The sequence below is a fragment of the Lysinibacillus sp. ACHW1.5 genome (genome assembly GCF_022014815.1).
GTDB lineage: Bacteria > Bacillota > Bacilli > Bacillales_A > Planococcaceae > Lysinibacillus > Lysinibacillus capsici.
In genome coordinates this window covers 3,523,676-3,537,931 of sequence record NZ_CP091777.1, presented here as the reverse complement: position 1 = coordinate 3,537,931, position 14,256 = coordinate 3,523,676, and the positions used below count along the sequence as shown (strand labels likewise).

Annotated in this window: 7 protein-coding genes, 20 tRNA genes and 3 rRNA genes; 25 read left to right on the top strand and 5 right to left on the bottom strand. The window is 44.1% G+C overall.

The window, feature by feature from the left end; translation table 11 throughout:
* Window positions 1–723, bottom strand: coding sequence for an MgtC/SapB family protein (locus L6W14_RS17795; protein WP_004233792.1), 723 nt, complete (start codon window positions 721–723; stop codon window positions 1–3).
* Window positions 724–855: 132 nt separating this feature from the next.
* On the opposite strand from L6W14_RS17795, the gene L6W14_RS17790 reads away from it, so the two are divergent.
* The 24 genes from L6W14_RS17790 to L6W14_RS17675 all read left to right on the top strand — a co-directional run bounded on the left by L6W14_RS17790 (window position 856) and on the right by L6W14_RS17675 (window position 8,781).
* A complete protein-coding gene (locus L6W14_RS17790; protein WP_237898538.1) occupies window positions 856–1,755 on the top strand; it encodes a DMT family transporter in 900 nt (299 codons plus the stop codon).
* 270 nt (window positions 1,756–2,025) lie between these two features.
* Window positions 2,026–3,578, top strand: a 16S ribosomal RNA gene (locus L6W14_RS17785).
* Between the two features lie 180 nt (window positions 3,579–3,758).
* A 23S ribosomal RNA gene (locus L6W14_RS17780) occupies window positions 3,759–6,686 on the top strand.
* Between the two features lie 113 nt (window positions 6,687–6,799).
* Window positions 6,800–6,915, top strand: a 5S ribosomal RNA gene (rrf, locus tag L6W14_RS17775).
* The 16S, 23S and 5S rRNA genes sit together here with 20 tRNA genes alongside, the layout of an rRNA operon.
* Before the next feature lie 10 nt (window positions 6,916–6,925).
* Window positions 6,926–7,001, top strand: a tRNA-Val gene (locus L6W14_RS17770).
* Window positions 7,002–7,004: 3 nt separating this feature from the next.
* Window positions 7,005–7,080 (top strand) — tRNA-Thr (locus tag L6W14_RS17765).
* Between the two features lie 7 nt (window positions 7,081–7,087).
* Window positions 7,088–7,163: transfer RNA gene (locus L6W14_RS17760), tRNA-Lys, on the top strand.
* A 17-nt stretch (window positions 7,164–7,180) separates the two neighbouring features.
* Window positions 7,181–7,265, top strand: a tRNA-Leu gene (locus L6W14_RS17755).
* 36 nt (window positions 7,266–7,301) lie between these two features.
* A tRNA-Gly gene (locus L6W14_RS17750) sits at window positions 7,302–7,376 on the top strand.
* Between the two features lie 5 nt (window positions 7,377–7,381).
* Window positions 7,382–7,470: transfer RNA gene (locus tag L6W14_RS17745), tRNA-Leu, on the top strand.
* 8 nt (window positions 7,471–7,478) lie between these two features.
* A tRNA-Arg gene (locus L6W14_RS17740) sits at window positions 7,479–7,555 on the top strand.
* A gap of 9 nt (window positions 7,556–7,564) precedes the next feature.
* Window positions 7,565–7,641, top strand: a tRNA-Pro gene (locus L6W14_RS17735).
* Window positions 7,642–7,656: 15 nt separating this feature from the next.
* Window positions 7,657–7,732 (top strand) — tRNA-Ala (locus tag L6W14_RS17730).
* Between the two features lie 28 nt (window positions 7,733–7,760).
* Window positions 7,761–7,834, top strand: a tRNA-Met gene (locus tag L6W14_RS17725).
* Between the two features lie 7 nt (window positions 7,835–7,841).
* Window positions 7,842–7,918: transfer RNA gene (locus L6W14_RS17720), tRNA-Ile, on the top strand.
* Between the two features lie 15 nt (window positions 7,919–7,933).
* Window positions 7,934–8,026, top strand: a tRNA-Ser gene (locus tag L6W14_RS17715).
* A gap of 53 nt (window positions 8,027–8,079) precedes the next feature.
* Window positions 8,080–8,154 (top strand) — tRNA-Met (locus L6W14_RS17710).
* Window positions 8,155–8,157: 3 nt separating this feature from the next.
* Window positions 8,158–8,233 (top strand) — tRNA-Asp (locus L6W14_RS17705).
* 58 nt (window positions 8,234–8,291) lie between these two features.
* Window positions 8,292–8,367, top strand: a tRNA-Phe gene (locus L6W14_RS17700).
* A 5-nt stretch (window positions 8,368–8,372) separates the two neighbouring features.
* Window positions 8,373–8,446: transfer RNA gene (locus L6W14_RS17695), tRNA-Gly, on the top strand.
* A gap of 1 nt (window position 8,447) precedes the next feature.
* Window positions 8,448–8,524 (top strand) — tRNA-Ile (locus tag L6W14_RS17690).
* 4 nt (window positions 8,525–8,528) lie between these two features.
* Window positions 8,529–8,605, top strand: a tRNA-Asn gene (locus L6W14_RS17685).
* An 11-nt stretch (window positions 8,606–8,616) separates the two neighbouring features.
* Window positions 8,617–8,707 (top strand) — tRNA-Ser (locus L6W14_RS17680).
* 2 nt (window positions 8,708–8,709) lie between these two features.
* Window positions 8,710–8,781, top strand: a tRNA-Glu gene (locus L6W14_RS17675).
* Between the two features lie 59 nt (window positions 8,782–8,840).
* Here the strand turns inward: L6W14_RS17675 and L6W14_RS17670 are convergent.
* The 4 genes from L6W14_RS17670 to nadB form a co-directional block, all read right to left on the bottom strand.
* Complete coding sequence (locus L6W14_RS17670; protein WP_131522746.1) at window positions 8,841–9,257, bottom strand: VOC family protein; 417 nt, start codon at window positions 9,255–9,257, stop codon at window positions 8,841–8,843.
* Window positions 9,258–9,420: 163 nt separating this feature from the next.
* The gene (gene nadA / locus L6W14_RS17665) at window positions 9,421–10,524 is read right to left on the bottom strand and encodes a quinolinate synthase NadA (RefSeq protein WP_131522745.1); all 1,104 of its coding nucleotides are present in this window, start codon (window positions 10,522–10,524) and stop codon (window positions 9,421–9,423) included.
* Window positions 10,511–11,371 (bottom strand): carboxylating nicotinate-nucleotide diphosphorylase, encoded by an 861-nt coding sequence (gene nadC, locus L6W14_RS17660; RefSeq protein WP_237898534.1) that lies wholly within the window; start codon window positions 11,369–11,371, stop codon window positions 10,511–10,513. The genes nadA and nadC overlap by 14 nt, the downstream gene beginning before the upstream one ends.
* Window positions 11,328–12,914 carry an L-aspartate oxidase gene (gene nadB / locus L6W14_RS17655; protein WP_237898531.1) on the bottom strand — a complete coding sequence of 529 codons (1,587 nt, stop codon included), beginning with the start codon at window positions 12,912–12,914 and terminating at the stop codon, window positions 11,328–11,330. The genes nadC and nadB overlap by 44 nt, the downstream gene beginning before the upstream one ends.
* A 100-nt stretch (window positions 12,915–13,014) precedes the next feature.
* On the opposite strand from nadB, the gene L6W14_RS17650 reads away from it, so the two are divergent.
* Complete coding sequence (locus L6W14_RS17650) at window positions 13,015–14,085, top strand: cysteine desulfurase family protein (RefSeq protein ID WP_237900999.1); 1,071 nt, start codon at window positions 13,015–13,017, stop codon at window positions 14,083–14,085.
* Window positions 14,086–14,256: the final 171 nt, after the last annotated feature.

Here is a 14,256-nt window from a genome sequence, read left to right as displayed (position 1 = left end):
CTAGTTTAAAATTTCCATTTCGATTTTTTCTATATAAGATAGTGCTCGTAATGAACGATAAAATGACAACAAATTATCCGAGACGATTAAGGAAAGGCGTAAATCTAACTCATGTAAAACACTATCGTTTTTTAAGTGCACATCTTTAATGCGTATATTTTCAATGATAATGTTGTTGTCCTTTAAAAATAAAAGAAATGATTCTGTATGGTTGTCATCATCAATTTGAACTTTTAATAAAATTTCCCGCATACGAATTCGCTTTGGTCCGATTTTCATAAGAAAAGGTGATAGTACTTCAATTCCAAAAACAATGATCACAACAGCTAGTGTTGCATCCATGTAAAAACCTGCACCAACTGCAATACCGATACCAGCGGCTCCCCAGATCATAGCAGCGGTTGTTAAACCCGTAATGCTGTCATTACCGCGTCTTAGAATGACTCCTGCACCAAGAAAGCCAATTCCACTAACAATTTGTGCGGCTAAACGTAGAGGGTCCATCGTAATATTAATATCTTCTCTAGCGGGGGTTGAGTAGGCTGTTTCAATGGAGATAATCGTTAATAAGCAGCTGAAAGTAGCAATAACTAAACTTGTTTTTAATCCAACTGGTTTTTTCTTTAATTCCCTTTCGATACCGATTACTAAACTTAATGTGGCTGCAATAACTAATTTTATGCCAACTTCATATGTAATCATATTTTCGAATAATGTTTCCATACACAACCCTCCATTGATATTTCGTATTGCTAAGAGATATGCAAACTGTCATTATTATATGTGCATCACTTTTTTGTATTGTACAACATGAAGTAAGGACATATAAGTATTTTTTTAGGAAGGTGAGGTTTTTTGGAGCAGCCAAAAATTCATCCATACATCCCGATTGTGATTGGTGTTATTTCAGTATCGATGTCAGCTATTTTTGTGAAATTAGCATCTGCGGAAGCGGGAATTATAGCATTTTATCGCATGCTATTTTCCGTTTTAATCATGGCGCCATGGTTTTTAAGGGGATATACAAAGGAGTTAGCAACTTTAAAAAGACGTGATTGGTTATTTTCTTCAGTTGCGGGGATTTTTTTAGCTTTTCATTTTATATTATGGTTTGAATCACTCAACTATACTTCAGTAGCAAGTTCAACAGTTTTAGTAACGCTACAACCTTTGTTTGCGTTTGTGGGCACTTCCTTTTTCTTTAAAGAGAAAATAACGATGAAAACCATCATAGCAGGTTCAATTGCAATACTAGGAAGTGTTTTAATTAGTTGGGGCGATTTTAAAGTAAGTGGAACAGCCTTTTATGGAGATGTACTTGCGCTCGTTGCTTGTGCACTAGCGACAGCTTATTTTCTATTAGGGCAGGATGTACGTAAGAGATTATCACTTGTGACCTATACAATGGTTGTATATGTTGTAAGTACCATCACTTTATTTATTTATGTAATGGTTAAAGGAGAATCCTTTGGTCCATATTCTTCGATGGATTGGTTATGGTTTATCTTATTAGCATTAATACCAAATCTACTTGGTCATACTTTGTTTAATTGGTCAATTAAATATGTTAGTACGAATGTTGTTTCAATTGCTATATTATTTGAGCCTGTAGGAGCTGCTCTTTTAGCTTTGGTGATATTTAAAGAGTATTTAATCATGACACAAATCATCGGCGGATTGATTGTATTAGCAGGAATTCTATTGTTTGTAATAGATATTAAAAAGATTTTTAATTTTTTTATGAAAAATGCTTGATTTTTAAAATGCTATATTATATATTATTACTTGTCCTTAACAAGAAGGAACACTTAAAAATAAAGTTTTAAAAAAGTTGTTGACTTTTAGTTGGTAATGAGATAAGATAATAAAGTCGCTGAAAACGACTTAGGTAAAATGAACCTTGAAAACTGAACAAGCAAAACGTAATCAATAAAGTTTTAAGTAGCTAGTTTCACTGGTGAACGAAACACAATTTTGGACATCAAACATGATGCCAGCAAAACAATTTGAGCTAATCAAATTTCTTTTATGGAGAGTTTGATCCTGGCTCAGGACGAACGCTGGCGGCGTGCCTAATACATGCAAGTCGAGCGAACAGAAAAGGAGCTTGCTCCTTTGACGTTAGCGGCGGACGGGTGAGTAACACGTGGGCAACCTACCCTATAGTTTGGGATAACTCCGGGAAACCGGGGCTAATACCGAATAATCTCTTTTGCTTCATGGTAAAAGACTGAAAGACGGCATCTCGCTGTCGCTATAGGATGGGCCCGCGGCGCATTAGCTAGTTGGTGAGGTAACTGCTCACCAAGGCGACGATGCGTAGCCGACCTGAGAGGGTGATCGGCCACACTGGGACTGAGACACGGCCCAGACTCCTACGGGAGGCAGCAGTAGGGAATCTTCCACAATGGGCGAAAGCCTGATGGAGCAACGCCGCGTGAGTGAAGAAGGTTTTCGGATCGTAAAACTCTGTTGTAAGGGAAGAACAAGTACAGTAGTAACTGGCTGTACCTTGACGGTACCTTATTAGAAAGCCACGGCTAACTACGTGCCAGCAGCCGCGGTAATACGTAGGTGGCAAGCGTTGTCCGGAATTATTGGGCGTAAAGCGCGCGCAGGCGGTCCTTTAAGTCTGATGTGAAAGCCCACGGCTCAACCGTGGAGGGTCATTGGAAACTGGGGGACTTGAGTGCAGAAGAGGAAAGTGGAATTCCAAGTGTAGCGGTGAAATGCGTAGAGATTTGGAGGAACACCAGTGGCGAAGGCGACTTTCTGGTCTGTAACTGACGCTGAGGCGCGAAAGCGTGGGGAGCAAACAGGATTAGATACCCTGGTAGTCCACGCCGTAAACGATGAGTGCTAAGTGTTAGGGGGTTTCCGCCCCTTAGTGCTGCAGCTAACGCATTAAGCACTCCGCCTGGGGAGTACGGTCGCAAGACTGAAACTCAAAGGAATTGACGGGGGCCCGCACAAGCGGTGGAGCATGTGGTTTAATTCGAAGCAACGCGAAGAACCTTACCAGGTCTTGACATCCCGTTGACCACTGTAGAGATATAGTTTCCCCTTCGGGGGCAACGGTGACAGGTGGTGCATGGTTGTCGTCAGCTCGTGTCGTGAGATGTTGGGTTAAGTCCCGCAACGAGCGCAACCCTTGATCTTAGTTGCCATCATTTAGTTGGGCACTCTAAGGTGACTGCCGGTGACAAACCGGAGGAAGGTGGGGATGACGTCAAATCATCATGCCCCTTATGACCTGGGCTACACACGTGCTACAATGGACGATACAAACGGTTGCCAACTCGCGAGAGGGAGCTAATCCGATAAAGTCGTTCTCAGTTCGGATTGTAGGCTGCAACTCGCCTACATGAAGCCGGAATCGCTAGTAATCGCGGATCAGCATGCCGCGGTGAATACGTTCCCGGGCCTTGTACACACCGCCCGTCACACCACGAGAGTTTGTAACACCCGAAGTCGGTGAGGTAACCTTTTGGAGCCAGCCGCCGAAGGTGGGATAGATGATTGGGGTGAAGTCGTAACAAGGTAGCCGTATCGGAAGGTGCGGCTGGATCACCTCCTTTCTAAGGATTATTTCGGAATACAAACCTTGGGTTTGTAAGATTACGTTTTGCGTTCAGTTTTGAAGGTTCATTCTTCTGAATGAAACACTTCAAAACTTGTTCTTTGAAAACTGGATAAAACGACATTGAAATTGTAACAAACACATTTATTTTTTAAGTTTTTTATAGGCTTAATAACTTGGTTAAGTTATTAAGGGCGCACGGCGAATGCCTTGGCACTAGGAGCCGAAGAAGGACGGCACTAACACCGATATGCTTCGGGGAGCTGTAAGTGAGCTTTGATCCGGAGATTTCCGAATGGGGGAACCCACTACGTTTAATCGCGTAGTATCTTGACGTGAATACATAGCGTCTTGAAGGCAGACCCAGGGAACTGAAACATCTAAGTACCTGGAGGAAGAGAAAGAAAAATCGATTCCCTGAGTAGCGGCGAGCGAAACGGGAAGAGCCCAAACCAAGAGGCTTGCCTCTTGGGGTTGTAGGACACTCTATACGGAGTTACAAAAGAGCGAGTTAGATGAAGCGACTTGGAAAGGTCCGCCAGAGCAGGTAAAAGCCCTGTAGTCGAAAGTTCGTTCTCTCCTGAGTGGATCCTGAGTACGGCGGAACACGTGAAATTCCGTCGGAATCCGGGAGGACCATCTCCCAAGGCTAAATACTACCTAGTGACCGATAGTGAACCAGTACCGTGAGGGAAAGGTGAAAAGCACCCCGGAAGGGGAGTGAAAGAGATCCTGAAACCGTGTGCCTACAAGTAGTTAGAGCCCGTTAATGGGTGATAGCGTGCCTTTTGTAGAATGAACCGGCGAGTTACGATTACGTGCGAGGTTAAGCTTTAGAAGGCGGAGCCGCAGCGAAAGCGAGTCTGAATAGGGCGAAGTAGTACGTGGTCGTAGACCCGAAACCAGGTGATCTACCCATGTCCAGGGTGAAGGTGAGGTAACACTTACTGGAGGCCCGAACCCACGCACGTTGAAAAGTGCGGGGATGAGGTGTGGGTAGCGGAGAAATTCCAATCGAACTTGGAGATAGCTGGTTCTCTCCGAAATAGCTTTAGGGCTAGCCTCGTGATGAGAATACTGGAGGTAGAGCACTGTTTGGACTAGGGGGCCATCCCGGTTTACCGAATTCAGACAAACTCCGAATGCCAGATATTTATACACGGGAGTCAGACTGCGAGTGATAAGATCCGTAGTCAAAAGGGAAACAGCCCAGACCACCAGCTAAGGTCCCAAAGTAATCGTTAAGTGGAAAAGGATGTGGCGTTGCACAGACAACCAGGATGTTGGCTTAGAAGCAGCCATCATTTAAAGAGTGCGTAATAGCTCACTGGTCGAGTGACGCTGCGCCGAAAATGTATCGGGGCTAAACGATTCACCGAAGCTGTGGATTGACATCTACGATGTCAGTGGTAGGAGAGCGTTCTAAGTGCGTTGAAGTCAGATCGGAAGGACTGGTGGAGCGCTTAGAAGTGAGAATGCCGGTATGAGTAGCGAAAGACGGGTGAGAATCCCGTCCACCGTATGACTAAGGTTTCCTGAGGAAGGCTCGTCCGCTCAGGGTTAGTCGGGACCTAAGCCGAGGCCGATAGGCGTAGGCGATGGACAACAGGTTGATATTCCTGTACCACCTCCTCACCGTTTGAGAAATGGGGGGACGCAGTAGGATAGGGTAAGCGCGCCGTTGGTTGTGCGCGTCCAAGCAGTAAGGCGTGTGTGTAGGCAAATCCGCACACTGTAACGTTGAGCTGTGATGGCGAGTCCGTATGGACGAAGTTCCTGATTTCACACTGCCAAGAAAAGCCTCTATCGAGGTGAGAGGTGCCCGTACCGCAAACCGACACAGGTAGTCGAGGAGAGAATCCTAAGGTGTGCGAGAGAACTCTCGTTAAGGAACTCGGCAAAATGACCCCGTAACTTCGGGAGAAGGGGTGCTCTTGAGCGTGCAAGCGCATGAGAGCCGCAGTGAATAGGCCCAGGCGACTGTTTAGCAAAAACACAGGTCTCTGCAAAACCGTAAGGTGACGTATAGGGGCTGACGCCTGCCCGGTGCTGGAAGGTTAAGAGGAGTGGTTAGCGCAAGCGAAGCTGCGAATTGAAGCCCCAGTAAACGGCGGCCGTAACTATAACGGTCCTAAGGTAGCGAAATTCCTTGTCGGGTAAGTTCCGACCCGCACGAAAGGCGTAACGATCTGGGCACTGTCTCAACGAGAGACTCGGTGAAATTATAGTACCTGTGAAGATGCAGGTTACCCGCGACAGGACGGAAAGACCCCGTGGAGCTTTACTGTAGCCTGATATTGAATTTTGGTACAACTTGTACAGGATAGGTAGGAGCCAGAGATCTCGGAGCGCCAGCTTCGAAGGAGGCGTCGGTGGGATACTACCCTGGTTGTATTGAAATTCTAACCCATGCCCCTTAGCGGGGCAGGAGACAGTGTCAGGCGGACAGTTTGACTGGGGCGGTCGCCTCCTAAAAGGTAACGGAGGCGCCCAAAGGTTCCCTCAGAATGGTTGGAAATCATTCGTAGAGTGTAAAGGCACAAGGGAGCTTGACTGCGAGACCTACAAGTCGAGCAGGGTCGAAAGACGGGCTTAGTGATCCGGTGGTTCCGCATGGAAGGGCCATCGCTCAACGGATAAAAGCTACCCCGGGGATAACAGGCTTATCTCCCCCAAGAGTCCACATCGACGGGGAGGTTTGGCACCTCGATGTCGGCTCATCGCATCCTGGGGCTGTAGTCGGTCCCAAGGGTTGGGCTGTTCGCCCATTAAAGCGGTACGCGAGCTGGGTTCAGAACGTCGTGAGACAGTTCGGTCCCTATCCGTCGTGGGCGTAGGAAATTTGAGAGGAGCTGTCCTTAGTACGAGAGGACCGGGATGGACACACCGCTGGTGTACCAGTTGTCTTGCCAAAGGCATCGCTGGGTAGCTATGTGTGGACGGGATAAGTGCTGAAAGCATCTAAGCATGAAGCCCCCCTCAAGATGAGATTTCCCATTACGCAAGTAAGTAAGATCCCTCAAAGACGATGAGGTAGATAGGTTCGAGGTGGAAGTGTGGTGACACATGGAGCTGACGAATACTAATCGATCGAGGACTTAACCAAAAAAGTTTGAAACATTCAATGCACCGTTTATCCAGTTTTGAAAGAACAAATCTTTCAACAAAAAAGAGAGCTTCAAGACGCAGTAATACGCCGTGTTTTGAAGGTCGAATAAGTCTAGTGATGATGGCAAAGAGGTCACACCCGTTTCCATACCGAACACGGAAGTTAAGCTCTTTAGCGCCGATGGTAGTTGGGGGCTTCCCCCTGTGAGAGTAGGACGTCGCTAGGCATAATACCCAGGAGGATTAGCTCAGCTGGGAGAGCATCTGCCTTACAAGCAGAGGGTCGGCGGTTCGAGCCCGTCATCCTCCACCATATGCCGGTTTAGCTCAGCAGGTAGAGCAACTGACTTGTAATCAGTAGGTCGTGGGTTCGATTCCTATAGCCGGCACCATTTTTTCGAGCCATTAGCTCAGTTGGTAGAGCATCTGACTTTTAATCAGAGGGTCGAAGGTTCGAGTCCTTCATGGCTCACCATTTTTAAATAATAATAAGCGGGTGTGGCGGAATTGGCAGACGCACTAGACTTAGGATCTAGCGCCGCAAGGCGTGGGGGTTCGACTCCCTTCACCCGCACCATTATTTTCATTGCCAGATAAAAAAGCTTATGCACATGCGGAAGTAGTTCAGTGGTAGAACACCACCTTGCCAAGGTGGGGGTCGCGAGTTCGAACCTCGTCTTCCGCTCCAAATGTGCCGGGGTGGCGGAACTGGCAGACGCACAGGACTTAAAATCCTGCGGTAGGTGACTACCGTACCGGTTCGATTCCGGTCCTCGGCACCATTTTAAATGCGCCCGTAGCTCAATTGGATAGAGCGTCTGACTACGGATCAGAAGGTTATGGGTTCGACTCCTGTCGGGCGCGCCATAAGAACAACGGGAAGTAGCTCAGCTTGGTAGAGCACTTGGTTTGGGACCAAGGGGTCGCAGGTTCGAATCCTGTCTTCCCGACCATTTCCAAAAAATTATGGGGCCTTAGCTCAGCTGGGAGAGCGCCTGCCTTGCACGCAGGAGGTCAGCGGTTCGATCCCGCTAGGCTCCACCATAAGTAAATTAACCAGTATAAAGATCCTGGCGGCGTAGCTCAGCTGGCTAGAGCGTACGGTTCATACCCGTAAGGTCGGGGGTTCGATCCCCTCTGCCGCCATCTTAAAGGACCTTTAGCTCAGTTGGTTAGAGCAGACGGCTCATAACCGTCCGGTCGCAGGTTCGAGTCCTGCAAGGTCCACCATTTATATATTGTAACGGAGGTATACCCAAGTCTGGCTGAAGGGATCGGTCTTGAAAACCGACAGGCGGGTAACACCGCGCGGGGGTTCGAATCCCTCTACCTCCTCCAGTTTTAAATTTTTATAAATGGTGCTTTAAAAACTCGAAACAACATAAAATTATCGCGGGGTGGAGCAGTGGTAGCTCGTCGGGCTCATAACCCGAAGGTCGTTGGTTCAAATCCGGCCCCCGCAACCAAAAGGTCCCGTGGTGTAGCGGTTAACATGCCTGCCTGTCACGCAGGAGATCGCCGGTTCGATCCCGGTCGGGACCGCCATTTTTAAAATAAAAGTCATGAGAAGCAAAAGAGTGAGAAAGCTTAGCATGGACGAAATGGGTCAGTAGCTCAGTTGGTAGAGCATTAGATTGAAGCTCTAAGTGTCGGCGGTTCGATTCCGTCCTGACCCACCATTTATGCGGGTGTAGTTTAATGGTAAAACCTCAGCCTTCCAAGCTGATGTCGTGGGTTCGATTCCCATCACCCGCTCCAAGGGCCTATAGCTCAGCTGGTTAGAGCGCACGCCTGATAAGCGTGAGGTCGATGGTTCGAGTCCATTTAGGCCCACCATTATTCCGAAGTAGCTCAGTTGGTAGTAGCACCTGACTGTTAATCAGGTTGTCGCAGGTTCGAGTCCTGCCTTCGGAGCCATTTTTTATTTTGGGGAAGTACTCAAGAGGCTGAAGAGGCGCCCCTGCTAAGGGTGTAGGTCGGGTAACCGGCGCGAGGGTTCAAATCCCTCCTTCTCCGCCATGGGCCCGTTGGTCAAGTGGTTAAGACACCGCCCTTTCACGGCGGTAACACGGGTTCGAATCCCGTACGGGTCATACTAGAAACAGTAGATGCAATTGCATCTACTGTTTTTTGATATTCATAGATACAAAATTTACTCTTGATTCAATGCATTTTCATCCATATAAACTACTTCCCAGATATGTCCATCTACATCCTGAAAACCCCAACCATACATAAATCCGTGATCTTGTGGTTCACTATAAGGTTTACCACCAGAGGCAAGTGCCTTATTCACTAATTGATCTACTTGTTCTCGGTTTTCAGCAGAGAGACATAAGATTGCTTCTGCAGAAGTAGTAGTATCTGTAACTTCTTTCTTACTAAATCCTTTAAATCGTTCTTCAACCATTATTAATACGAAGATATTTTCACTAATAATCATTGAGGCTGTTGTTTCATCACTGAATTGTTGATTGAACGCAAAACCTAATTCCTTAAAAAAACTGATAGATTTGTTTAGATCTTTTACTGGTAAATTGATAAAGATATTTTTCGATTGAAAAGCCATTTAGTATCACCTCCAAATTGACAGTATCATGGAGCATAAAGTCGTGTCAATTATAGCAATACAGGCGAAAATGAAGCCATCAGCACTATTGAAAGTAGGTGTTATGTCAAAAAAAACAGAAAGGTTATATCTTCAACCTTTCTGTTTAAAAAGCTTTAACTATTTATCCTCTGGCTAGCATTCTTTCAAGTGAACTAAGTGCTTCAGAAGTAGTATGTTCATCTACTTGTATACGGTTATGAGGTTGACCCTGATCAATACTTTCTAAGCTCCATAACAAATGTGGAAGGTCAATTCGATTCATTGTTAAACAAGGACAAAAGTTTTCATTTAAGGAGACAATATGTTTATCAGGATGCTGCTTAATAATGCGATTGACAAGGTTCATTTCTGTTCCAATTGCCCATGCAGATCCGCTTGGAGCTCGATTGATTGTATCAATAATGTATTTTGTGGAGCCTGCATCATCAGCCGCTGCTACCACTTCACGGCTGCACTCTGGGTGAACGATAATCCTCATAGTCGGGTGTTCTTTGCGAATAACCTCTGTATGTTGAACAGTAAAACCTTCGTGCACAGAGCAGTGACCCTTCCAAAGAATAACTTGGATATTTTCAAGAGGCTCTTTTGTTTCGAGCATGTTCTTATGTGGATTCCAAACAGCCATATTTTCAAGAGGTATACCTAAATCATAGGCAGTATTTCTTCCTAAATGTTGGTCAGGTAAAAAGAAGATACGCTGTTTTTGGGTAAAAGCCCATTGAACAAGTTCCTTTGCATTCGACGAAGTGACACAAGCACCACCATGTCTTCCAGTAAAGGCTTTAATAGCCGCAGTTGAATTAACATAGGTTAGAGGAATAATCGTATCCCCAAAGAGTTCTTGAAGAATTGGCCATGCTTGTTCAGTTTGATAAATATCTGCCATATCAGCCATTGAACAACCAGCGCGCATATCTGGTAAATAGACATGTTGCTGTTTCGTTGTCAGCATATCAGCAGTCTCTGCCATAAAATGTACACCGCAAAATACGATGTGTTCAGCTTCCTTATTTGCTGCGGATAATTGCGCTAACTGTAAAGAATCCCCAGTTGCATCTGCAAATTGAATGACTTCATCTTTTTGATAATGGTGGCCAGGAATAAATAATTTAGGACCTAATTTTTTCTTTATTGATAAAATACGAGATTCCATTTCCTTTACAGATAGTGCCCGATAATGCTCTGGGAGTAATGTCGTCTGTTGTAATAAACTAGTGATGGACAAGGGAATGATCTCCTTTCATTTGAACGAGTGCACTAATATCAAAAGCTTTAACTGAATGTGTTAAGGAGCCAAGAGAAATCCATTGAATACCCGATTGGGCATATGCCTTTAAATTTTTAAGTGTGATGCCCCCAGATGCTTCAGTCGCAATAGTGGGAGGAACAATGGGAAGCCATGCACGGATTTCTTCTGGGCTACGGTTATCAAACATAATAATATCTGCTCCTGCGTGGACAGCTTCTTCTAATTGTTCTTTTGTTTCAATTTCAACTTCAATTTTCACGGTATGACCGACTTTCGCCCTAGCTACCTGAACTGCCTTTGTAATGCTACCAGCAAAGGCAATATGATTATCCTTTAGCATAATTGCGTCATACAGGCCATTACGATGATTAAAAGCACCACCAATTCGAACAGCATATTTATCTAACATACGCAGTCCTGGTAGTGTTTTACGCGTATCACATATTTTTGCGTGAGTACCTACTGTTTCTTGAACGGCAAGATGGGCTGCAGTTGCAATAGCAGACATACGTTGAATAAGATTTAAAATGACACGCTCACCGATTAATAATTTTTGTAAGGGACCTTTAATCACAGCGAGTACATCACCTGACTTCACCATCTCCCCATCTTTTGTATGAAGGTTGACTTCGATTGATCGATCGAGTAAGAGAAAGCCATGCTCAATAATGTTAGCTCCGCAAAAAATTCCGCTTTCTTTCGCGTAAAAAGAAAAAGCTCCCTGTTGTTCGGCTGAAAAGATAAATTCACTCGTTAAATCTCCATCTCCTAAATCCTCATTAAAAAATTGCTTGAGCATTTCCTCGAGTTTGATGATATTCATACAATGAGTTCCTCACTTTCATTTGTCCTTGCGAAAAAATAATCCATCGGCTTGCCCAGTGTGATTCCATTTCGGGTTTATCGGTCCGAATATGAGCTCCTCTTGTTTCCGTTCGCGTAATTGCTGCATGTGCCATTAATGTGGCGACTACATGCATCATAAATAATTCCAACTCAGCTAGTTCTAAACCCTTTAAATTAACTTGAATAAGTGATTGCAAGGAGGGGAGTTGCTTTACAAAATGCTGCAAGTCATCCATATTTCTAACAATACCTAGGAACCGCATCATGTTTTGCTGTAATTGGGGTTTGCTAAATAAAGGTGGCATTTTATCAGCACATTGATGCTTTTCCAGTAAAAAGTTTTTTTGATGACACCCTTTTTGAATAATGAACTGCGCCATTTTTTGACCAAATGTAATACCTTCCAATAGGGAGTTACTTGCTAAACGATTCGCACCATGTACGCCTGTACAGGCAACCTCACCGACTGCATATAAGTTCGGTATCGTAGTTCTTCCTTTGTCATCAGCAATAACACCACCCATCAAGAAATGACTTCCTGGAGCCACGGGGATTAGACCATCTTGTAAATGAACGCGGTGAACATGGCACAGCTGAGCAATTGTTGGAAACTTTACTTCAAAGTCTTGAATGTTAGTGATATCAATAAACGTTTCTTCACCCGCTGCACGTTTTGTAAATAGGGCAAGTGCAGTAATATGTCTTGGTGCTAAGTCAAGTTGAGCATGTAAACCTGTCATAATGGGCTGATGCTGGGCATTAACAAAAATACCACCAGCCCCTCTGACAGCTTCAGAAACTAATCCCTTTGCTTCATTTTTACACCACAGAAGACTCGGGTGAAATTGCATAAATTCCATATCACTAATGGCAGCGCCTGCCCGAAATGCTAATGCGATCCCATCCCCTGTATTAGTTGGAAAATTAGATGTACTTGAATAAAGGGCACCTGCGCCACCTGTCGCTAAAATAACATGATGAGCCAAATAACGTTTTGTACCTTTTTCTCCTTTAGTTAGTACTCCTACACAGTCACCATCTGTATTCCGTAAAAGCTCATAAGCCATTTCATAGCAATTGATCTTTGTTTTGGGCGAAAGTTTATGAAGCAAGTAATCTATGAAAATCTGACCAGTACGATCACCACCTGCATGTAGAATACGATGATGACTATGTGCTCCTTCAAGTCCTAAAACAGGTTTTCCATCGACCTGCCGATCAACAGGGAGGCCATCCTTTAGATAGTTTTGCATAATCTCAGTGCCATCTTTTATAAGTGTTTTAACATGCCTTTTCTCATGATGATACTCTCCAGCTTTCAATGTATCAGCAATATGATGTTGAATATGATCCTCCTCACTGGTAACAGCAGCAATCCCACCTTGTGCACGATAAGAACTACTCATATATACAGATGATTTTGTAACAATTTGTATTTGAAAATGTTTTTCAAGCACTAAAGCAGCCTGAAGTGCAGCAATACCACTACCAATTATAAGGATGTCTGTCTTTACATCCATCGTTATACCTTCTTTACAGTTGTCTTGACACTTATCTTTACATAAAATATAAAAGAAAACAAGACCTGATGAACAAGAGAGGAAGAAGACGATGATTTATATGGATTATGCTGCAACATCACCTATGATGAGGGAATCTCTTGAGGCATATGTAGAGGTGGCACAACGGTATTATGGAAATAGTGCGAGTTTGCATGATTTAGGGGGACAAGCTTTTTATTTTGTCCAGCAATCAAGGGAGGTTGTAGCCCAAGCCCTAGGTGTAACTAGTGATGGCGTAATTTTTACGGGTAGTGGAACAGAAGGAAATCTCATAGCCATCTTGTCGTTAGCGCTAGCCTCAAAAAAAGGAAAACACATTATTTCATCTCAAGCTGAGCATACGTCAGTGCATGCGGCTTTGAATACACTTGAGAAAAAGGGCTTTACTGTAACAAAATTACCTTTGCAGAAGGATGGTTGTGTGGATCTGGGGCAATTGCAACAAGCAATCCGGGAAGAGACTGCTTTGATTACCATTCAACATGTCAATTCTGAAATTGGTTCAATCCAGCCTGTAGAGAAAATCGTAAAGATGGCAAGAAAATCAAATATATTCTGTCATGTTGATTGTGTACAATCATTTGGCAAACTAGCTATACCAAAAGGGGCAGATGCGATTACCATCTCGGCTCATAAAATAGGCGGACCAAAGGGCTGTGGTGCTATATATCTGAACCCTGCAATCAGAGTACCTGCATTAACACCGGGTTTGACACATGAGAGGGGTCTTAGAGGGGGGACATTAGATACTCCTGCAATCGTGGCCTTTGCCGCGGCAATTGAAAACTATCAATATGAATTGCAACATTATGAAACGCTAAGAAATTATTTTGAAAATAATTTACCTGAAAAATGTCAGCTCGTTGAGTGTAAACAGCAACTACCTAATATTTGTGGGGTAATGATGGAAAAAGTAGAGGGGCAATATGTTCTTTTAAAGTTAAATGAGGCGGGAATCTGTATCTCTACAGGTAGTGCATGTGATATTCGTAGTAAATCGGGAACAAAGGCTATTCTATCAATGGGATTCTCTTTGGAAGCGGCACGCCAATTTTTTAGAATATCTTTTGGTCCCGCCACTACACTTGAGGATATTGTAAAATTAAAAATAGAGCTTTCAAATATTTAATGAATAGACGAGTGAAGGATTATCTATATTCTTCACTTGTATTGAAATAGATTATAAGCTAATAATATCGGCCAAATAAAATAATTGTTTTCTTTTGAACCAACAATTGCTATAATATTTTGCAGGGCAATATTTTCTCTTACTTAACAAAAATATCTTTAAAAAGTAATA